Annotated in this window: 14 protein-coding genes; 1 reads left to right on the top strand and 13 read right to left on the bottom strand. The window is 72.1% G+C overall.

Annotated elements, in window-relative coordinates; genetic code table 11:
* Positions 1-13: 13 nt before the first annotated feature.
* The 8 genes from ACF09K_RS03255 to ACF09K_RS03220 form a co-directional block, all read right to left on the bottom strand.
* On the bottom strand, positions 14-1,075 hold the full coding sequence (locus tag ACF09K_RS03255) for an ABC transporter ATP-binding protein (RefSeq protein ID WP_392240743.1): 1,062 nt from the start codon (positions 1,073-1,075) through the stop codon (positions 14-16).
* A 10-nt stretch (positions 1,076-1,085) separates the two neighbouring features.
* A complete protein-coding gene (locus ACF09K_RS03250) occupies positions 1,086-2,063 on the bottom strand; it encodes an ABC transporter permease (protein WP_392240742.1) in 978 nt (325 codons plus the stop codon).
* 103 nt (positions 2,064-2,166) lie between these two features.
* Entirely contained in the window at positions 2,167-3,963 is a 1,797-nt protein-coding gene (locus tag ACF09K_RS03245) for an ABC transporter substrate-binding protein (RefSeq protein WP_392241024.1), read from the bottom strand.
* Positions 3,964-4,065: 102 nt separating this feature from the next.
* On the bottom strand, positions 4,066-5,106 hold the full coding sequence (locus ACF09K_RS03240) for an ABC transporter permease (protein ID WP_392240741.1): 1,041 nt from the start codon (positions 5,104-5,106) through the stop codon (positions 4,066-4,068).
* Positions 5,107-5,648: 542 nt separating this feature from the next.
* Positions 5,649-7,556, bottom strand: a complete 1,908-nt coding sequence (gene typA / locus ACF09K_RS03235) for a translational GTPase TypA (protein ID WP_392240740.1) — start codon at positions 7,554-7,556, stop codon at positions 5,649-5,651.
* A gap of 162 nt (positions 7,557-7,718) precedes the next feature.
* On the bottom strand, positions 7,719-9,854 hold the full coding sequence (locus ACF09K_RS03230) for an ABC transporter family substrate-binding protein (protein ID WP_392240739.1): 2,136 nt from the start codon (positions 9,852-9,854) through the stop codon (positions 7,719-7,721).
* Between the two features lie 662 nt (positions 9,855-10,516).
* Positions 10,517-11,443, bottom strand: a complete 927-nt coding sequence (locus tag ACF09K_RS03225) for a class I SAM-dependent methyltransferase (protein ID WP_392240738.1) — start codon at positions 11,441-11,443, stop codon at positions 10,517-10,519.
* A 217-nt stretch (positions 11,444-11,660) separates the two neighbouring features.
* Entirely contained in the window at positions 11,661-12,938 is a 1,278-nt protein-coding gene (locus tag ACF09K_RS03220) for a hypothetical protein (RefSeq protein ID WP_392240737.1), read from the bottom strand.
* Between the two features lie 90 nt (positions 12,939-13,028).
* On the opposite strand from ACF09K_RS03220, the gene ACF09K_RS03215 reads away from it, so the two are divergent.
* Entirely contained in the window at positions 13,029-14,663 is a 1,635-nt protein-coding gene (locus ACF09K_RS03215; RefSeq protein WP_392240736.1) for a hypothetical protein, read from the top strand.
* Positions 14,664-14,718: 55 nt separating this feature from the next.
* On the opposite strand, the gene ACF09K_RS03210 is transcribed toward ACF09K_RS03215, so the two are convergent.
* From ACF09K_RS03210 to ACF09K_RS03190, 5 genes are all read right to left on the bottom strand, one after another.
* Positions 14,719-17,361 carry a SpoIIE family protein phosphatase gene (locus tag ACF09K_RS03210; RefSeq protein ID WP_392240735.1) on the bottom strand — a complete coding sequence of 881 codons (2,643 nt, stop codon included), beginning with the start codon at positions 17,359-17,361 and terminating at the stop codon, positions 14,719-14,721.
* A gap of 400 nt (positions 17,362-17,761) precedes the next feature.
* Positions 17,762-18,157, bottom strand: a complete 396-nt coding sequence (locus ACF09K_RS03205; protein ID WP_392240734.1) for an ATP-binding protein — start codon at positions 18,155-18,157, stop codon at positions 17,762-17,764.
* 201 nt (positions 18,158-18,358) lie between these two features.
* Complete coding sequence (locus tag ACF09K_RS03200) at positions 18,359-18,799, bottom strand: (deoxy)nucleoside triphosphate pyrophosphohydrolase (RefSeq protein WP_392240733.1); 441 nt, start codon at positions 18,797-18,799, stop codon at positions 18,359-18,361.
* 30 nt (positions 18,800-18,829) lie between these two features.
* Positions 18,830-19,021, bottom strand: coding sequence for an SPOR domain-containing protein (locus tag ACF09K_RS03195; protein WP_392240732.1), 192 nt, complete (start codon positions 19,019-19,021; stop codon positions 18,830-18,832).
* Positions 19,022-19,417: 396 nt separating this feature from the next.
* Positions 19,418-20,170 carry a GntR family transcriptional regulator gene (locus ACF09K_RS03190; protein WP_392240731.1) on the bottom strand — a complete coding sequence of 251 codons (753 nt, stop codon included), beginning with the start codon at positions 20,168-20,170 and terminating at the stop codon, positions 19,418-19,420.
* Positions 20,171-20,231: the final 61 nt, after the last annotated feature.

Raw genomic sequence — 20,231 nt, 5'->3', positions numbered from 1 at the left:
GTCTCGGTGCTCCCTAGCGCAGCCGGGGCTGGATCTTGTCGATGAAGATGGACTGCTTCTGCTCGGCCGTCAGGTGGCAGGCGGCCGCGCGCCCTTCGCCCAGCGGCGGGCGCTCGTCCGAGCACGCGGTGCCGGGCACCTCGGACCGGAAGGCGCAGCGCGGGTGGAAGGGGCAGCCCGAGGGCGGGTTGAGCAGGCTGGGCGGGTTGCCGGGGATCGGCATGAGCGCCTCGGAGGTGTCACCGCCCAGTCGCGGCATCGAGCTGAGCAGCCCCCAGGTGTACGGGTGCTGCGGGTTGCGCAGCACCTCGCGGACGCTGCCGCGCTCGACCGCCCGGCCCGAGTACATCACCAGCAGGTCGTCGGCCATGTGCGAGATGACGCCGAGGTCGTGGGTGATGAAGATGATCGCGGAGCCGAACTCCTGCTGGAGGTCCTTGAGCAGGTCGAGGATCTGCGCCTGCACGGTGACGTCCAGGGCGGTGGTCGGCTCGTCGGCGATCAGCAGGTCGGGGTTGCAGACCAGCGCCATGGCGATCATCGCGCGCTGGCGCATGCCGCCGGAGAACTGGTGCGGGTAGTCGTCGACGCGCGTCCTGGGCTGCGGGATGCCGACCTTGGTCAGCATCTCCACGGCCCGCTCCTTCGCCTCCTTCTTGGAGGCCCCGGTGTGCTTCATGAACGGCTCGGCGATCTGCCGGCCCACCGTGTAGTACGGCGAGAGCGCGGTGAGCGGGTCCTGGAAGATCATCGCGACCTTGTTGCCGCGCAGCTTCTCCATCTCCCGCTCGGTCGCCGTCACCAGCTCCTTGCCGTCCAGGACGATCTCGCCCTCGACGGTGGAGGTCATGGGGTTGTGCAGACCGAGGACGGTCAGGTTGGTCACGGACTTGCCCGAGCCGGACTCGCCCACGATGCCGAGGGTCTTCCCCCGCTCGACGTCGAAGGAGAGTCCGTCGACCGCCTTGACGATGCCGTCCTCGGTGGAGAACCGCACCCGCAGATCACGGACCGACAGGAAGGCCTCGGACCCGCTCGGAGCCTGGGCGCCTTCGGACTTGGTCAGTGTGGTCACGGTATTTCTCCTAGGCGAGGCGCACGCGCGGGTCGATGTAGGCGTAGGCGAGGTCCACGATGATGTTCAGGACGAGGATGAAGAACGCCCCGAACAGCATGACGCCCATCGTGAGGGGCAGGTCCTTGGTCAGCGAGGACTCGACCGCGAGACGGCCGATGCCGGCCAGGTCGAAGGTGAACTCGGTGACGACGGCGCCCGCGAGGAGCCCGCTGAGGTCCATGCCGATGATGGTGACGATCGGGATCAGCGACCCGCGCCAGGCGTAGCGGAAGAAGACGTATCCGCGCTTCATGCCCTTCGCGCGTGCGGTGCGGACGTGCTCCTCCTGCAGCTGCTCGATCATCGTCGAGCGCGCCATACGCGTGTACTGCGCGGTGAAGATCGTGGACATCACGAGCCAGGGGATCAGCATGCCCAGGAACCAGGTGGCCGGGTTGTCCGTGAACGGTACGTACTTGGGGTTGTCCATCCAGCCCGTGCTGTAGACGAGGAACCCGAGGACGATCGGACCGAGGAAGTAGATCTGGAACGAGCTCAGCACCATGGAGGCGCCGCTGACGATCTTGTCGACGATCGTGCCGCGCTTCCAGGCGGCGAGCAGACCCGTGCCGAGACCGAACAGCAGGAAGATCACCAGGCCGCCGACGGTCAGCGACAGCGTCAGCGGGAAGCGGTCCATGATGGAGTCCCAGACGAAGTCGCCGCTGCTGAAGGAGACACCCAGGCACGGCGCGGGGCAGTGGCCCTGCGGGAATTCCCGGCCGGTCACGATGCCCACCATGAAGTCCCAGAACTGCGCGGTGATGGGCTTGTCGAGACCGAGGTTCTCGCGGATCACCGCGATGTTCTCGGGGGTGCAGTTCTTGCCGCAGGACAGTTCGGCGAAGTCCTGGGGGATTGTGTAGAACAGGAAGAAGGTGAAGGCGCCGATCAGGAACAGGATCACGACGGCGCCGGTCAGCCTGCGGAGAAGGAACTGAAGCATGGCGGGTAGATGCTCTCTTCGAAAAGCGGCGGTGTGAGGGGTACCGACCGCGGGGGTGCGCTCCGCCTGGCGCGCACCCCCGCGGGTCAGCAGAACTGACCGGTTACGGCTGCTTCAGGAACAGGTCGTTGATGTCGATGTAGCTCGACTCGGTGCTGTACCGGGCACCGCCGATGTTCGAACCGAACAGCTGGATCTGCTTGGAGTAGTACACCGGGGCGGCCGGGTTGACCTTCTCCACGATGAGGTGGTGGGCCTTCTCCCAGGTCTTGGCGGCCTCGGTCGGCTCCTGGGTCAGCGCCTTCTGGATGAGGGCGTCGACCTCGGGGTCCTTGATGTGCGAGTAGTTCGAGGCGCCGTCGGCGACCTGGGTGCCGTCGTAGACCGGGGTGATGACGGTGGACGGGGAGGACCAGTCCTGGCCCCAGCCGGTCATGTACAGGTCGTACGGGTTGGCCAGCTTGCCGATCTGCTCGTAGAACGAGGCGCGGTCGATCTCCTTGGCCTGGATGTCGAAGCCGATCTTGTTCAGCGCGTCCTTGACGATGACCATCTGGGCCTGGCCACGGGGGCTGTTGGAGTAGGCGTAGGTGAGCTTCGTGCCCTCCTTGACACCCGCCTCCTTCAGGAGCTCCTTCGCCTTCTCCGGGTCACCGTTCGGCTTCTTCAGCTTGCCGAACGGGTCGTACTTCGGGTCGAAGCCCGGCAGGGTCGGCGCCATCAGACCGCCGGCCACCTCACCGCCGTAGCGGCCGCCGTCCGCCTGGACCATGGCCTGGCTCGGGAGGGCGTAGGCGATCGCGTCCCGGACCTTCTTGTCCTTCATCCGGTCCAGGTTGAAGGACATCTGCCACACGTAGGGCTGGTAGCCCTGGATCGTGCGCTTCTTCGCCGCGGCGTTGCCGATGACCGTGGAGAGCTGGGCCGGGTCCACCGAGTCCGTGAACTGGATGGCGTTCTTGGCGTCGCCCTGGTCGGCGATCAGACGCTTGGTCTGGCTCGCCTGGTCGATCGTGGTGGTGAAGTTGTAGCCGTTGACGTACTGGTGGCGCACCGAGTCCGTCTTCGGGTCCCACTGGTCGTTCTTGACCAGGGTCAGCGACTTGCCCGACTTGTAGTCGGAGATCTTGTACGGGCCGAGCGAGGCGGGGGCCTTGTCGTAGCCCTCCTTCGTGTCCCGCTTCGCCGGCACGATGCCGTAGCCGGCCATGGCCAGGGCCTGCGGGAGGTCCGGGCGCGGCTTGTCGAAGTGGAAGACGACCGTCTTGGCGTCCGGGGTCTCCAGGACGGTGTCCGGCAGGTGCTTGCCCTTGTACGGGCCGTCCGGCAGCGCCTTGCGGTAGTCCGAACCCGACAGCCAGTTCTGCAGGTAGGTCGGGCCGTCGAAGATGACCTTCGAGTACAGCCGCTCGACGGTGTGGCGGACGTCGGCGGACGTGATGACGTTGCCCTGGTCGTCCTTGACGCCGTCCTTCAGCGTGTACGTCCAGGTCTTGCCGCCGTCGGTGGACTTGCCGGAGTCGGTGGCGATGTCACCGACGACCGTCAGGTTGCCCTGGTCGTCCTCCTGGTAGTTCGTCAGACCGCGGTGGATCAGGTTGGCGAACTGGCCGGCGTCGCTGACGTAGATCTGCCCCGGGTCCATGTGGCTCATGTCCGACTGCATGTACACGTTGATCGTGCCGCCGGGCTTCGCCCCCGCCACGTCCTCGGCCGGACCGGTGGAAGCCTTCACATCGCCGTAGGCGACGGGCTTCGACTGGGCGGCGGCGTCGTCCTTGGACTTGGAGGTGTCCTTGGCGTCGCTCTTCTTGTTGTCGGAGCAGCCGGTCAGCGCCAGCGATCCGGCCATGATGGCCACGGCTATGGCGCGCGCCTGGCGCGTTCTGATGGGCGTCATCATCCCGATGCACCTGCCTGTCGATAGTTTTCCACGAGTACTGCCTGACGGTCCGGGAGGCCCGGATCGGGGGTGGCAGTCCCCCCACCACCAAAGGACGAATCAGCGTCCGGTCTTGGGGTCGAATGCGTCCCGGACGGAGTCTCCGAGAAGGTTGAACGCCAGCACGAAGACCACCATCGCCACGCCCGGGAAGACCATGAACATGGGGTCCTGCTCGTAGATCTCGGAGCCGATGGCGAACATGCGGCCCCAGTCCGGGGTCGGCTCGACGAAGCCGACGCCGACGTACGAGAGGAAGGCGATGGAGAGGATCGTGCTCGGCAGGAGGTAGGTGCCCTGCACCAGGATCGGGGTGACGATGTTGGGCAGGATCTCCTTGCGCACGATGCGCCAGGGAGAGGCGCCCGACACCTTGGCGGCCTCGACGAACTCCCGCTCCCGCAGGGAGATCACGGAGCTGCGCACCAGACGGGCCATGCCCATCCAGCCGAGGAACCACATCACCAGGATGATGGCCACGGCCCGCAGGTAGGTGGGGGTCTCGTCCTGCGGGGAGACGAACATCGCCGTGACGACGGGCATGAAGGCGATGAAGAACAGCTGGCTCGGGAACGCGAGGAAGAAGTCGGTGACCCGGCCCATCCAGTAGTCGACCCTGCCGCCGAAGTAGCCGCCCACCATGCCGATCAGCACGCCGGTGACGACGCTGGCCAGCGTCACGATCACCGCCATGTACAGCGAGGTGCGCATGCCGTACAGCAGCATGGTCATCACGTCACGGCCGAGCCGGGGCTCGACACCGAACCAGAAGTCGCCCGACATGCCGCCGAAGGAACCGGTCGGCATGGCGAAGTCGTCCAGCAGGAAGGGGTAGTCCGGCTCCTGCGCGTACAGCGTGTACGGGTCCTTGCCGTACAGCTGGGAGATGACCGGGGCGAGCGCGGACACGACGAAGAAGAAAATCACTACGCACGCGGAAGCGACCCCGGTACGGTCACGCTTGAAGCGCTGCCACATCAACTGGCCGGGAGAACGACCCTCCAGCTTCGCCTCACCCTTCGCGGGCTCGGGTGTCGACTCGAGCTGGGGGTCCAAGGCGATCGCGGGCCCGGAGCCTTCAGCCTTGGCTGGACTGGTCATGTGTGTACTTCCCCCGGGGGGTTGGAGAGTTGAGCGCAGCACAGATACCGGCAGGTTCTGTGGTTTGGGGGAACTTTCGCCAAAGTGTTCAACGCGCGTCAAGGGCGAATGACATAGGGATCTCCCTACCGCCGATATTTTGAGGAAAAATTGCAAAGATCGACACCTGCGCGCGCTTGACAGGTGGGACAATGAACGGTCATTTCAGACATACATTGACTATTTTTTGTTTACATGTCCGAAACGCGTTGGCTGGTTAACCGATAAACGGACGGCCACTCCTGTGACGCGGACAGCGGACCCACAGGCTTCCCGCCCGGCACAGCGGCACCACCCGGCACCCCGCCGGCCACAGCCGGCGCCCGAGCCCGCCAGGCCGCCCCTCAGCGACCTCCTGACCCCGGCCCGTCCGGGTACCTCCGCCCGGCCCGGCCCGGCCGCCGCACCGGCGCTCACCGCCCGCCTCGTCCGCGGCCGCCCGCCCGAGCACGCCGAAGTCCCGGCCCTCCTCGGCGGAGGGCCGGGACTTCGGCGGGTGGGCGTCAGGCGTGCTTGGCGCGGCTCGCGGTGCGGGCGCGGTCACGCTGGTCGAGCACGACCTTGCGGATGCGAACCGCCTCCGGGGTCACCTCGACGCACTCGTCGTCGCGGCAGAACTCCAGCGACTGCTCGAGCGACAGCTTGCGCGGCGGCACGATCGCCTCGAAGGAGTCGGCCGAGGAGGACCGCATGTTCGTGAGCTTCTTCTCCTTCGTGATGTTCACGTCCATGTCGTCGGCGCGCGAGTTCTCGCCGACGATCATGCCCTCGTACACCTCGGTACCGGGCTCGGTGAACAGCACGCCGCGCTCCTGGAGGTTCGTCATCGCGAACGCGGTGACGGCACCGGCGCGGTCGGCGACGAGCGAGCCGTTGTTACGGGTCGTCAGCGTGCCGAACCACGGCTCGTGGCCCTCGTGGATGGAGTGGGCGATGCCCGTGCCGCGCGTGCCCGTCAGGAACTCGGTGCGGAAGCCGATGAGGCCGCGGGAGGGGACCACGAACTCCATGCGGACCCAGCCGGAGCCGTGGTTGGACATGTTGTCCATCCGGCCCTTGCGGACACCCATGAGCTGCGTGACGGCGCCCATGTGCTCCTCGGGCACGTCGATCGTCATGCGCTCGACCGGCTCGTAGACCTTGCCGTCGACGAGCTTGGTGACGACCTGCGGCTTGCCGATGGTCAGCTCGAAGCCCTCGCGGCGCATCTGCTCGACCAGGATGGCCAGCGCCAGCTCGCCGCGGCCCTGCACCTCCCAGGCGTCGGGGCGCTCGGTGTCCAGGACGCGGAGGCTGACGTTACCGATCAGCTCGCGGTCGAGGCGGTCCTTGACCTGGCGGGCGGTCACCTTGCGGTCCTTGACCGCGGCCTTGTTGTCGGCGCCCTTGCCGGTGCCGCCACGGCCGACCAGCGGCGAGGTGTTGGTGCCGATGGTCATCGAGATGGCGGGCTCGTCGACCGTGATGAGCGGCAGCGCGACCGGGTTCTCGGGGTCGGCGAGGGTCTCACCGATCATGATGTCCGCGATGCCCGCGACGGCGCAGATGTCACCGGGGCCGGCCTTCTCGGCGGGCTTGCGGGTGAGCGCCTCGGTCATCAGCAGCTCGGTGATGCGCACGTTGGCCATCGTGCCGTCGCGCTTGATCCAGGTGACGGTCTGGCCCTTGCGCAGCTCGCCCTGCTCGACGCGCAGCAGCGCGATGCGGCCGAGGAAGTTGTCGGCGTCCAGGTTGGTGACGTGCGCCTGGAGCGGGGCCTCCTCGTCGTACTCCGGGGCCGGGACGTGCGACAGGATCGTGGAGAAGAACGGCTCCAGGTTGTCGCTGTCCTTCGGGACCGTGCCGTCCTCCGGCTTGGTCAGCGAGGCGACGCCGTCCCGCGCGCAGGCGTAGACGATCGGGAACTCGATCTGGTCCTCGTCGGCGTCGAGGTCGAGGAAGAGGTCGTAGGCCTCGTTGACGACCTCGTCGATGCGCGAGTCGGGGCGGTCCGTCTTGTTGATGCACAGGATGACGGGCAGGCGGGCCTGGAGCGCCTTGCGGAGCACGAAGCGGGTCTGCGGCAGCGGACCCTCGGAGGCGTCCACCAGCAGGACGACGGCGTCGACCATCGACAGGCCGCGCTCGACCTCACCGCCGAAGTCGGCGTGACCGGGGGTGTCGATGATGTTGATGGTCACGACGTCCCCCCCGTCCTTGGGGTGGTACTTCACCGCCGTGTTCTTGGCGAGGATCGTGATGCCCTTCTCACGCTCCAGGTCGTTCGAGTCCATCATGCGGTCGTCGAGCGACTCTGCGGCGTGCGCGGCGAAGGCGCCGGCCTGCTTGAGCATGGCGTCGACCAGAGTCGTCTTGCCGTGGTCGACGTGGGCGACGATGGCTACGTTGCGGATGTCGTGGCGCGTGGCCATAAAGCGGCGATCTCCCGGAGTGTGAGGGCGGCCCTGCTGCGTACGTCTGTGTTACGCGGGCCCTGCCGGGCTTGACACGCCACGGCCTCACCCCATCGTACGTGGCCCGGCGGGGGACGGCCTCCGCAGGGCGGAACGGTTCATCCGGCGGCCACCGCGCGCTCACTTCTCCGAGGGGCTCGCGGAGACCTTCGCGGGGATCTTCGCGCCCTTCTCCAGGAAGCCCATGTCCTCGTAGACGGGGGTCTGGAAACCGAAGGCACCCGCGTTGACCAGGGTCTTCCGGGCGGCCATGAGCTGGGGGCGCTGGTAGAGGGGGATCGATCCGGCGGCCGCCCAGATGCGGGCGTCGGCCTTGCGGATCAGCGAGCGGCTCTCCGCCTCGTCCAGGGTCGAGACCGCTCGATCGAACAATTGGTCGATCTGGTCGGTGCCGACCCTGGTGTAGTTCTGCTCGACGCTCAGCGACCCGTCGGCGCCCGGCACCGGCTTGGCGTAGATCGGGCGGGCGTCGGTGGCCGGGAAGGCGGAGGCGGGCCAGGAGTACAGGGCCAGGTCGTACTCGCCGGAGGCGATGTGGTCCTTGAAGTAGCTCTCGTCGGAGACCTTGGTGGTCTCGGTGCGGATGCCCACCTTCTCCAGCATCCGCGTGATCCGCCCGGCCACCAGGTGCAGGGACTGCGAGCCGGGGCCGGTCGGCAGCACGAACCGCAGGGTGAGCGCCTTGCCGTCCTTGGCCAGCGCCCTGCCCGCGGCGCCGGCCGGGGCGGCGGTGCCCAGGGGGGCGTAGGCGCCGGGCGCGCCGTTCCGGTCGAGGTACGGCTTGCCCTCCTGGGCGAGCTGCCTGCCCCGGCTCTCGTGGTCGCGACCGTGGTCCGCGGGTGCCTTGCCGTCCTGACCGACGATGTACGTGCCGTCGTCGCCGCCGTCGGACGTGTCGCCGTCCGCGGACCCGCCGCCGCGGCCGGACTCCTTCCCGTCCTCGGACTTCTTCCCGCTCGCCGACTCCTTCTCGCCCTCGGATCCGGCGGCCTTCTCGCCCTTCTCGCCCTTCCCGCTCCTGTCCACCGGGCCGCCGGGGACCCAGCCGGCGTCCGCGAGCAGCGCCTGTGCCTCCTCGGTGTCCTGGCCGCCGAGGGAGCCGCTGTTGTCGGCGTACGCGGCCTGCCCGGCGAGCGCCAGGTGGCTGCCGACCGGCTCGGCGGGCAGGCCGAGCGGTTTCAGCACCGCCTTCGCCAGCTCCCCGCGGTCGAGCGCCCTGGCCACCGCCCGGCGCACCCGCTCGTCGGCGAGGGGCCCGCCGGCGCCGTTGAGGGCCAGCTGCGTGTAGGCGGGCTCCAGCGACCTGCGCACCTCGTAGCCGCGCGGCGCCTTCGCCGCGGTACGGCCCTCGCCGGGCCCCGGGAGCGGTCCGGCGGCGCCCGCGGCGCTGTCGATGTCCCGGGCGGCGGCCGGGTCGATCTCGGCCAGATCGAGGTCGCCGTCGGCGAGCCGGTCGGCCCGCTCGTCGCGCGGTACGGCGGTCAGCTCGATCTCGGTGAGCTTGGCGGGCCGGCCCCACCAGCGCGGGTTGCGGGTGAGCCGGATCCGGTCGTTCCCGCGGTCGACCTGCTCCACGGCGAACGGCCCGGCGGTGACCTTCAGCTTGCGCCGCGCCCCGTCGTTGAAGGCGTCGGGGGTGCCCATGACGTCCTTCGGGTACAGCGGGGAGAACAGCGACCGCCAGTCGGCGTAGGGGCGGGCGAAGGTGACCCGGACCTCCAGGTCGTCGTCGCCCCGCTCGATCTTCTCGATGCGGTCGTAGCCGGCGTTGCGGGCGGTCCAGTAGGCGCTGTCCTTGCCGGACAGGGCGCGCCACTGGGCGGCGAAGTCGGCGGCGCCGATCTCGCGGCCGTCGCTCCACACGGCCTGCTGGTTCAGCCGGTACAGGACGACCTGCCTGGGCTCGGTGTCGACGACCTCGGCGGATTCCAGGAAGTCCGGGTTCGGGCGGGGCCGCCCGGTCGCGTCGAGCCGGTACATCGACGGCAGGACGGCCTGGGCGACCCGGGTGGTGGTGGCGTCGGCGTCCGACTGGAAGGTGTTGAAGGTCTCCGGCACGGCGTCCACGGCCCAGCGCAGGGTGCCGCCGTCGGCGACCTGGGCGCGGGCGACGGGGGCGATGTCCTGGGCGGCCGCCGGAGCGGCCGCCTCGTCCTCGGAGGAGCAGCCGGACAGCAGGGGCACCGCGAGCGCGCCCGCGGTGAGGAAGGCCACCGAGCGCATGACCGCGCGGGGGCCGAGGCCGTCGTGGGACATCTCTGCTTACCTCCGGGAGCCACGGACGCAATGATCGCTTTTAGTGCTATATGGAGCTGATCACATCTATCCGGCCACTGAAGAGGAAAGGATTCGGCAACGGTCGGCGACACGACGGCGGCGACCGGGAAGCCCACTCGTGCGGCGCAACACCCGCGGGCGCACGACCGTCGCCGCCCGCGGCCGCCCGGCCGGTGGCGGCGGGGCGTGCGGGAGGGGGCCGCCGGTACGGGGGCTTCACCGACGAGCGGCGGCCTCGGGCCGCTCCCCGGGCCGCTTCCCGCGCCGAGGCCGCCCGCGCCGTCGGCTCGGGACGGGGGCGGGCCCCGGCTCCTCGCGCCATGTGAGGGCGCCGCGGGTGCACCCGGCCGACGCACGGGGCCTCCTCCGGCTCCCGCGGCGCGGGCACCCGGCCCGCCTCCCGTGCTTCACCGGCTTCACCGGAGAGGCGGGCCGGGCGCCGATCCCCCAGAGGGGGGCGGGCCGTTCGGAGGAGCGGGCCGTGGCCCGCGCGTACAGCCCGCGCGTACGGCCCGCCCGTACAGCCCGCTCGTACGGCCCGCGCGTACAGCCCGCTCGTCCGGCCCGGCGGCAGGATCAGGCGGCGGAACCCACCGGGGCGGCCCGGAATGCCGGGGCGCGGGGAGCTGTGGCCGCGGGCCTCAGATGGAGGCCCGCAGGTACCCCGAGTGCGCCACGCTCCCGAGGAACGTGAACCGGGTGTCGCCGGCCATGTGCTTGTCGAACGCCTCCTTGATGCCGGGCCACTTGGGGTGTCCGAAGTCGTCCAGCACGACGATGCCGCCCGGCGCGACGATGCGCTCGGCCCATTCCAGGTCCGCCGCGACGCCGGCGGCGGAGTGGTCGCCGTCGACGACGATCACGCCGTAGGAGCGGTCGGAGACCAGGGCGCGGACCTCGGGGTCCTCGGAGAAGCCCTGCCGGATCCGGGTCGCGGCGCCGGCCGCGCCCGCCAGGGAGAGGTTGGTGCGCACGGCGGCCTCCCGCACGGGGGTGCCCGAGGCGTCGTCCGACATGGTGGCGCCGGGCTGCAACTGCGTGCCGGCGAGCGGGTCGACGATCGTCAGCCGGGGGTCGCGGCCGGCGCGCTCCATCATGCGGATGAGGGCCGCGCCGAACATCCCGTACAGGGTGCCGATCTCCAGCACGTCGTCGTTCGGCGGATCGAGCAGCGGTACGGCGGACAGCTTGCCGACGATGTTCATCGTGCCGCCGGCGATCCGGCCCACGCCGAGCGCCTCCAGGGCGAGGAGCAGCCGGAACGCCTGGGCCGCGCTGCGCTCGGCCTCGTCCCGGTCGCCGGTCACCGCGGCCAGCTCGTCGACCAGCCGGCTCAGGTGGGCGGCGGACGGCAGGCGCGCCATGCCGCGCCCGGTGCCGTCGAAGAAGAATTCCAGGGTGCGCTGCCGGTCGCGGAGCGTCCGGAGTTCCCCCCGCACCGCGTCGAGGGAGGCGTCGGCGTCGGCGCGGACGGCTCGGCGCACCTGGCGCTCGATGCGCTGGTCGATGAGTTCGGCCACCGGGCGCAGGGCTCGGCGGACGGCCTTACGGGTGAGGAGCGATCGCATCAGAGTGTGACCCTTACAGGGAGGGGAGATGGTGGACGCTAGGACGCGCCCGGTCCCCGCACAACCAATTCGAGTGGCCCCGGAGGCGAAGGCCGCATGACGTCCGGGCGACGCCGCGATGGCGTCGCAGGTGACGCGGCGACGGCCGCGCCCCACGGCACGGCACACGCCGCGCGGCACGGCGGCTCGGTTCCCGGCGTCGGACGGGCCCCCGGTGTCAGCGCACCCAGCCGTCGCGGTACGCCGCCCAGTCCGCCTCCTCGGCCGCGAAGTCGACGTACAGCGCGACCCCGAAGTTCGGGCGGTCGGCGTCCGTGCGGGACAGGCCCAGGCGGACGCCCCGGACTCCGGCGGGGACGGTCTCCGCATGGTTCCAGTGGCCGAACCGGTTCTCGTGGTAGAAGGGCAGGCCCATCAGCAGGTCGGTGGTGGGCGGGGTGACCTCCAGCGCGAGGGAGGTCTGCTGGGCGACGTAGCCGCCGTAGGTGCTCTCCAGCGGCTGGATGGTGTCGTAGGACATGACGGCGATCTGGTCGACGCGGCGGGCCACCTCGCCGAAGAACCTCTGCGACCACCACTTCGGGTGGCCGGTGGTCGTGCCCCAGAAGGAGTGGAAGCCGGGCACCGGGTCGATCTGGTGGGCGGCGACGGACAGGGGCGCGTCCTGGGCGGCGGTGACGCGGCGCAGGGCGTCGAGGAGGGTCAGGTAGTCGCGGTCGCCGGAGTGCAGGGGCTCCAGGTCGAAGTGGACCCCGTCGAAGCCGGTGGCGAGGATCTCGCGCGTGGACCGTACGACCGCCGCACGCGTCGCCGCGCGTTCCAGCCGCATGCCGTGCGGGCTCTCGCTGGCGAGCACGTCACCGAGCCAGGCCTGGACCCGGACCTGCGGCATCTCCCGGTGGACGGCGGCGAGGAACCAGCGGGCGTTCGGGTACGACGAGGCGGGAAGCGTGCCGTCGTGCTCCAGGGGCCCGGAGTGCACGTACAGGTCGCGGATGCCGGTGGTCCTCAGACGGGCTGCCAGGGCGGTGACGTCGGCGTCCTTCTTGCGGCCGTCCACCCAGGCGTGGCCGAGCCAGAGGGCGTCCTTGCCGCGGGTGTACGTGCCGTCGGCCGGGTCGCCCAGGTAGTTGACGCGCAGGCCGGTGAGGGCGACGAGGACCGCGAGCACGGGGAGGAGCGGGACGGCCAGGGCGATGCGCACCGTCCGCCGCCGACGCCGCCGCCGGAGGGCCGCCGCGTCGGGGGCGTCGGGGGCGTCGATGGCCTCGGGGGCGTCGGCCGCCTCCTCCGCCCCGGCGGTCGTGGCGGTCCGGGTGACCTGGTCGGCCTCTACGGTCGTGGCGGCCTCGTCGGCCGTACCGGTCCCGGCGGTCGTGGCGGCCCCGGCGGTCGTGGCGGCCCCGGCGGCCTGGTCGGTCTCGCCGGGCCCGGTGGTCGGCGCGTCCGCGCCGGGCCCGGCCTCCGCGTCCGTACCGGTCGAGTGATCCGTCACCTGTTCCCCTTCCGTGTCGCCCGCCGCACGTGCGCCGTCCCGGGTGCATCCCGGTCGCGTGGCCGCATGGGCGGCCATACGCTCCCGAATGTGACGTCGTCGAAGCTCCGGGGCCGACCGCGGCGGTCCGGTCCGCAGGTGTCCGTGCGGGTGCTGCACGCCGTGCTGGGCGGCGCCACGGGCATCGTGTGGCTGGTGTTGCCGGGGATGACGACGCGAACGGACGTTCCGGTTGCGATCACCCGTCCTCCCGCGTCCGCCGTCTCCGCGCCGACCACCGCGCCCGCCGCGCCCGCCGCGCCCGCGGAGGAGGGGACGTCCGCCGTCGACCTGGTCCTGCCGCTCGTCGTGGTCGGCGTGGCCGGGGCCCTCGCGGGGTACGGCCACGTGCGCCGCGTCCGCCGCTCCCGCACCCGGACGACACCGGGCGGCGCCGCCCACTCCCCGCACGCGGAGACCGGCGTGCCCGACGAACGGGTCCGCGCGGCCCTCGTCGCGGCCGACGACCGCGTCCGCGCCGCCCGCGACGAACTCGGCTTCGTGCGCGAGCTGTCCGGCCCGGAGGCGGTGGCGCCCTTCGCCGGCGCCCTGCGGGAGGCCGAGACGGAACTGGCGGCGGCCTTCCGGATGCGGCAGCGCTACGACGACGGCGTACCGCGGGACGCCGCCGCCCGACGGCAGGCGCAGGCCGGGATCACCGGGCGGTGCGCGGAGGCGGTGCGGCGGCTGGACGCGGCGGCCGACGGCTTCCGGCGGCTGCGGGGACTGGAGCGGGGGGTGAGCGGGGCGCTGGGAGTCGCGGAGGCGCGGTTCCGGGAGCTGACCGGTCGGACGGCGGCCGCGGAGGCGGTCCTGGCCGACGTGCGGGCGGCGTACGCGGCCACGGCGAGCGCGTCCGTCGTCGGGTACGCCGAACAGGCCAAGGACCGGCTGGTGTTCGCCACCCTCCGGCTCAACCTGGCCCGTCAGGCGGACGACGCGGACCGTCCCGCGGAGGCGGCCCGGCACCTGCGCGCCGCCGAGGGCGCCGTCGCCCAGGCCGCCGTCCTCGTCGGGGCGGTGGAACGGACGGCGGCCGAACTGCGGGAGGCCACCGGCCTGGTCCCGGCCGCGCTGACGGGCGCGGAGGCCGGGCTGGCCCCGCTGCGGGGCACGGCCGGCCCCGGCGACGAGGCCCTCACCCCCCTGCTGCACGCCGACGCGGTCCTGTCCTCCGTACGCCGGGAACTGACCTCGGGCCGCCCGTACGACCCCCTCGGCATGCTCCGCCGCATCACGGCCGCCGTCTCGCAGGCGGCCCCGGAGCGGGCCGGGGTGACCGCGGCCGCCGGCCGGCTCACCGCGCGCAGCGCCACCGCCGCGGCGGACGACTTCGTCGCGACGCACCGGGGGGCGGTCGGCGCCACCCCCCGCACCCGCCTCGTGGAGGCCCGCCGCCTGCTGACCGCCGGCGACGACCCCGGGGCCGAGGCCCTGGCCCTGGAGGCCCGCGCCCTGGCCGAGCAGGACGTGCGGGTCCGGGGCAACCCGTACGCGGCGCCGCCGTCCGCCCCCGACGCGTCCCGTCCGGTGGCCGTGGCCGGGACGGTCGGCACAGCCGGCACGGCCGGTGCCGTCCTGGGCGGCATCCTCCCCGCCGACGACCCGGAGAACGCCGATCCGGCGGGCTTCGCGGGACGGCCACGGTCACCGGACGGGACGTCGCCCGGGACGCCGCCCGGATAGGGGCGACGGGCCGGGGCGGTCCGGCGGGGCGGTCCGGCCCGTCGCCCGTCGCCCGTCAGAACAGGCTCAGCAGCGCCTCCGCCGGGTCCGCGAGGCCCGTCTCGCCGTCGGGGAGCGGGAGTTCGAACCAGACCGTCTTGCCGCGGGGGGTACGGCGGGAGCCCCAGGCCGCGGAGAGCAGGCCGACGAGCTGGAGGCCCCGGCCGCCCTCGTCGGTGTCGCGGGCGCGGCGGCGGCGCGGCTGGACGAGGCCCGCGTCCCACACCTCGCAGACCAGCGTGCGGTCCAGCAGCAGCCGCAGTCTGATCTCGCCCTCGCCGTACCGGAGCGCGTTCGTCACCAGTTCGCTGACGAGGAGTTCCGCGGTGTCGACCAGGGGTTCCATGTCCCAGCCGATCAGCTGTCCGCGGGCGTGCTCGCGGGCCCGGCCCACGCTGCGGGGCTCGCGCGGCAGGGTCCAGTCGCCGACGGACTCGGCGGGCAGGCCCTGGACGCGGGCCATCAGCAGCGCGATGTCGTCCTCGCCGTGGTGGGTGTCGAGGGTGTTGAGGACGTGGTCGCAGACGTCCTCCAGGGGGCTCGCGGGGTCCGTCAGGGCGCCCACGAAGGCCTGGAGGCCCTCGTCGAGGGGGTGGTCGCGGGATTCGACGAGTCCGTCCGTGTAGAGGGCGAGCAGCGCGCCCTCGGGGAGTTCGACCTCGACCTCCTCGAAGGGCTCCCCGCCGACCCCGAGCGGCATGCCGGGCGGCACGTCGAGCATCAGCGCGGCCTCGCCGGGTTCGACCAGCACGGGTGGCAGGTGGCCCGCGTTGGCGAAGGTGCACCTGCGGGTCACCGAGTCGTACACGGCGTACACGCAGGTCGCGAGGTACACCTCGGACAGGTCGGCCTCGCGGGGCCGGCGGGCGGCGCGGGTGGCCTGCTGGACGCCGCCGGGGGCGCCGAGGCCGCGCGCGATCTCGTCCAACGCGGAGAGCACCTCGGCCGGTTCGAGGTCGAGGAGGGCGAGGGTCCGTACGGCGGTGCGGAGTTCGCCCATCGCGACCGCCGCCCGCAGTCCGCGCCCCATCACGTCCCCGACGACCAGCGCCGTGCGGTGGCCGGGGAGTTCGATGACGTCGAACCAGTCGCCGCCGACCTCGCTGGGGCGGCCCGAGGCGACGCTGCCGGGCAGGTAGCGGCAGGCGATGTCCAGGCCGGAGGCGATCGGGTCGCCCGGCGGCAGCAGGGACCGCTGGAGCATCAGCGCCCGCTCGTGCTCGCGCCGGTACAGCCGGGCGTTGTCGATGCAGACCGCCGCCCGCGCCGCCAGCTCCACCGCGAGGTCCCGGTCCCGGTCCCCGAAGGGCTCGCTGCCCTTGGTCCGCGAGAACTGCGCGAGGCCCACGACCGTGTCGTGCGCGACCATCGGAACGGCGAGGGTGGACTGCACGAGGCCGCCCTCCTCGCCGGGGATGGTCCCCGGGCGGGCGGTGCGCAGGGCGTCCGCGCAGGGCGAGTTGAACGGGAAGTGGTGGACGGCGCCGACCGTGACGGCCGCGCCGCTGCCGGGGAACGGCGCGTCGGACACGGCGGACGAGAAGGCGACGCGGCGCAGTTCGGCGCTGCCGTCGGCGAGGCCGGGCGGGGTCTCGTCGCCGGCGAGGAGCCCCTGGTAGAGGTCGACGGTGGCCAGGTCGCAGAACCCGGGCACGACGACGTCGAGGAGTTCGCGCGCGGTCGTCTCGAGGTCGAGGGAGTTCCCTATGCGGGCCCCCGCCTCGTTCAGCAGGGCGAGGTTGCGCCGTGCGGCGGCGGCCTCGCGGGCGGCCGCGCGGCGGGCGGTGATGTCGATGCCGAGCCAGGCGACGCCGATCGGCCGGCCGGAACCGCTGTGCACGCGGTACAGGTTGACGGACCAGTGCCGGCGTTCCTCGGAGCCCGGCACGAACCCCGTGACGTGCATGTCCGTGATGGAGTCGCCGGTCTCCAGCACCCGGCGCAGCACCGCGCTGACCCGCTCGGCCTCGGGCCTGGGCAGATAGTCCTGGACGCCCTTGCCGCGGTGGTGGTCGGGGGTGCCGCCGAAGATGGACGCGAACCGCTGGTTGGCCCGGCGGACCCGCAGTTCGGGGTCGATCAGCAGGAAGCCGAACGGGGATTGGCCGAATACGGCCTGCGAGGCGGCCAGGTCGGTCTCGATGCTGCGCAGGGTGCGGACGTCGACGACGATGCAGACGGCGGCCTTCTCGCCCTCCTGGGTGCGCGTCGGCATGACGTACACCTCGGCGAGGCCCTGCTCCCGGCGCCTCCCGTCCCCGCCGGCGGGCAGGCGGAAAGGGACGACGCCGGTCCACTCGCGGCCGTCGAGGATCTCGGCCATCTTGCGCTGGCCGCGCTCGCGCTGGCCGGCGTCGACGAACGCGTCGATCGGGTCCATGCCGACGGCCCGGTCGGCGGGGATGCCGAAGATCTGCTCGGCGCGCAGACTCCACTGGTCGACGAGCCCGTCGGGGCCGATCGAGAAGGAGGCGACCTTGATGTAGTCGTAGATGGAGCCGGGCGGACTGCTCTGCCACAGCGCGTCGCCGACGGGCGCCTCGCCCTCACCGCCGGCGAGGGCGCCTCCGGCGTCGCCCGCGAGCGCACCCGCGGCCTCCGCCCTCGCGCCGTCCGACGGGTCCTCGGACTCCGTGGCCTTCGCTGGTATCTCGCTCACGCGAACCGTCCCCTCCAGCTCACCGCGCCCGGCACCGGTCACCGGTTGCGGCTGCCCGCAGTATCCAGCACTACGGCGCCGCACGACACGGTGTTCACGATCACAGCACGGTCCAGGCTTTTTTCGGACCGTCCCGCGACAACACTTCCAGTCTTCTAACCAGCGGACACGTCGTCGAACCACCCCGGGCGGCACGGTTCGCCGGACCGGTGTCCGGGCCGCCTCCGGCCGGAGCGCGAAAGCCCGGACCCCCGGCCCGGTTCCGCCTTCGATTCCCGCTTCGATTCCGTCTTCGATTCCGTCTTCGATTCCCGCTTCGATTCCACCCCCGGCTCCGGCCTCGGTTCCGTCTTCGGTCCGGGCTTCGCTTCCGGTCGCCGGATCGGTGCGGATGCGTACGTCACCCGGGGAGTGCCAGTTCGAACCACACCGTCTTGCCCGTGCCGCCGGGCCTGCTCCCCCAGCGGCGGGAGGAGGAGGCGACCAGTTGCAGTCCGCGGCCGCTCTCGTCGTCGGGCCGGGCGGCGCGCTCGCGGGGCAGGTCCGGCACCGGGTCGGAGACCTCCACGAGCAGCACCTCGGGCAGACCGGCGGGCCGCACCAGGCGGACCCCGATGGGACCGGTGGCGTGCCGCAGGGCGTTCGTGACGAGTTCACTGACGAGCAGGGCGGCGACGTCGCCGAGGCTGTCGAGGCCCCAGCGGCACAACTGCCCCCGTACCGCGGCCCGGGCGGCGCGCACCGCGCCGGCCTCAGCGGGGAACGTCCACCCGGCGCAGTCGCCTGCGGTGTCCATCACGCCGATCACTTCCCGGGCCAGCGAAGCACACTGATGTCCGTCTCAACGTATTTGATGGTGACATACCCGTTATGCGGCATGAAGTACCGCCCGGGACGGCGCAGGGTGAGGACGGGACAACGGTGGGACGGCGACGACGAAATGACGGGGGCGGTGACGACGGGGCGGCGGTGGGGCGGTGACGACGAGGGGCGGCGATCAGTGCGCGTCGGCCGCCGCCCCCGGCGGCTCCCCGGACCCGTCGCCCAGTCGCGCGGCCACCTCCCGTACCGCCGGGACGTCCTGGTCGAGCCAGTCGACGTCCCAGATCTCCCGGGGCGTGAGCCAGCGCAGGCCGTCGTGGTCCTGGAGGGGGGCGGGAGGGGCGGAGGCGGGCTCCAGACGGGCGGTCCACACCTGCAGGGCGTAGGGCGGCCGCAGCGGCCACTCCCCCGGGACGCGCTCCAGGGCCCTTGCGTCGACGCCGAGTTCCTCGCGCAGCTCGCGCACGAGGGCCTCCTCGGGCCGTTCGCCCGGCTCCACCTTGCCGCCGGGCAGTTCCCAGCGTCCGGCGAGTTCGGGGGGCGCGCTGCGGCGTGCGGCGAGCAGCCGGCCGCCGTCGAGGAGGGCGGCTCCGACCACCACGATCCGTTCCGTCATGCGCGGGAGCCTACGGGAGCGGCCGGGGCGTCAGTTGAGCGCGCCGTCGCCGTGCTGGGCGATGCGTTCGACCCAGTAGAGCTGCTTGTGGCCGCGGCTGTCGAGGCTGTCCGCGATCTTCTGGGCCTCGGCGCGGGTCGCGTACCGGCCGACGCGGTAGCGATTGCCGTTGTCGTCCTGGCGTATGACGAGCCAGGGCAGAGAGACCGTGCTGTCGTTCATCGCGCCGCACGCCCCCTTCTCGCCCCGGCCGGGTCGGATGCCGTCCGTGGCGCGACCCGCGTCCCGCCCTGTGAGGAAACCGCAATCCGCATATGCCCGAGCGTACGCCCAACCTTTACGGAGCGAATACGGCTTTTCACAAACAGGTACGCAACCAGCCAACCCGCAGGGGGCGCACGGAGCCGAACGCGCCGCCCGCGCACCGCGATGTCTCCGGTCGGCGCGCTGCCGGACACCAGGCGGGCGACCTGCGGGAACGCGGGAGAACGACCGGATTCCTACGGCCCGCGGACGGCCTCGGGGCGGGCCGTTTCCGGGGGCAACTGCCAAGGGGGTGTGCGCTGTCACCGCAAAGGTGTGCGCCACTTCACCCCGCCCCCGCCGGCGGAGCGGCGGCTATCTCACGGGCAGGTGGTAGGAGACCTGGTAGCGGTCGGCGGGGATGACCACGTCCGCCGTCTCGACCGGGCGGCCGGAGGCGTAGTAGGTGCGCCGGACGACCAGGACGACGTGTCCGGGCACGCCGCCCAGGGTGAGGAGCTCCTCCGCGAGGCCGGGGCGGGCGCCGACGTCCTCGGTGACGTTGTCCACGACGACGTCGATGGCGCGCATGCGCTCGACCACGCCCATGCCGCCGAGCGGCCCCTCCTCGGGCAGCATGACGGGCGTGCGGCCGGTGACCGCGAGGGGCTCCCAGGAGGTGGAGAGCATCATCGCCTCGCCGGCCTCCCGGAACACGTACCTGGTGCGCATCACGCGGTCGCCGGGCTTGATGCCGAGCCGCTCCGCCACGGCCCGGCCGGCCTCCACCTGCTCGCTGCCGGACTCCCAGGTGCCGTGCGCCCCGGCGTCCGCCTGCTCCTGACGGAACGGGGTCGCACCGGACTCCGGGCGGTATCCGGAGCGGGCGATCCGGCGCGGCACCGGCCGCTCGCGCACGTACGTCCCCGAACCGGAGCGGCCCTCGACCAGGCCCTCCGCCATCAGCACCTTGCGCGCCTCCAGCGCGACGGTGTCGGAGACGCCGTACTCCTCGCGGATGCGGGCCTGGGAGGGGAGACGGGTGTGCGGTGGCAGCGAGCCGTCGACGATCTGCTTGCGGAGATCGCCCGCGACCCGCAGGTACGCAGGCTGCTCACCGAATGTCACTGGCCGCTCCCATCAGGTTGTACAGACAGCAACAGCGTGGCAACCACGAGTTGTCCTGTGC

This window comes from Streptomyces sp. NPDC014882 (assembly GCF_043081325.1).
GTDB lineage: Bacteria > Actinomycetota > Actinomycetes > Streptomycetales > Streptomycetaceae > Streptomyces.
The sequence above is the reverse complement of the archived record's forward strand: the minus strand, read 5'-3'. Positions and strand labels throughout refer to the sequence as shown.

Excerpts from the sequence above, each read along its gene's own strand:
- ACF09K_RS03225 (WP_392240738.1), bottom strand. The coding sequence starts at position 11,443 with ATGCGATCGCTCCTCACCCGTAAGGCCGTCCGCCGAGCCCTGCGCCCG.
- ACF09K_RS03245 (WP_392241024.1), bottom strand. The coding sequence starts at position 3,963 with ATGACGCCCATCAGAACGCGCCAGGCGCGCGCCATAGCCGTGGCCATC.
- ACF09K_RS03200 (WP_392240733.1), bottom strand. The coding sequence starts at position 18,799 with ATGACGGAACGGATCGTGGTGGTCGGAGCCGCCCTCCTCGACGGCGGC.
- ACF09K_RS03205 (WP_392240734.1), bottom strand. The coding sequence starts at position 18,157 with ATGGACACCGCAGGCGACTGCGCCGGGTGGACGTTCCCCGCTGAGGCC.
- ACF09K_RS03230 (WP_392240739.1), bottom strand. The coding sequence starts at position 9,854 with ATGTCCCACGACGGCCTCGGCCCCCGCGCGGTCATGCGCTCGGTGGCC.
- ACF09K_RS03195 (WP_392240732.1), bottom strand. The coding sequence starts at position 19,021 with ATGAACGACAGCACGGTCTCTCTGCCCTGGCTCGTCATACGCCAGGAC.
- ACF09K_RS03240 (WP_392240741.1), bottom strand. The coding sequence starts at position 5,106 with ATGACCAGTCCAGCCAAGGCTGAAGGCTCCGGGCCCGCGATCGCCTTG.
- ACF09K_RS03250 (WP_392240742.1), bottom strand. The coding sequence starts at position 2,063 with ATGCTTCAGTTCCTTCTCCGCAGGCTGACCGGCGCCGTCGTGATCCTG.
- typA (WP_392240740.1), bottom strand. The coding sequence starts at position 7,556 with ATGGCCACGCGCCACGACATCCGCAACGTAGCCATCGTCGCCCACGTC.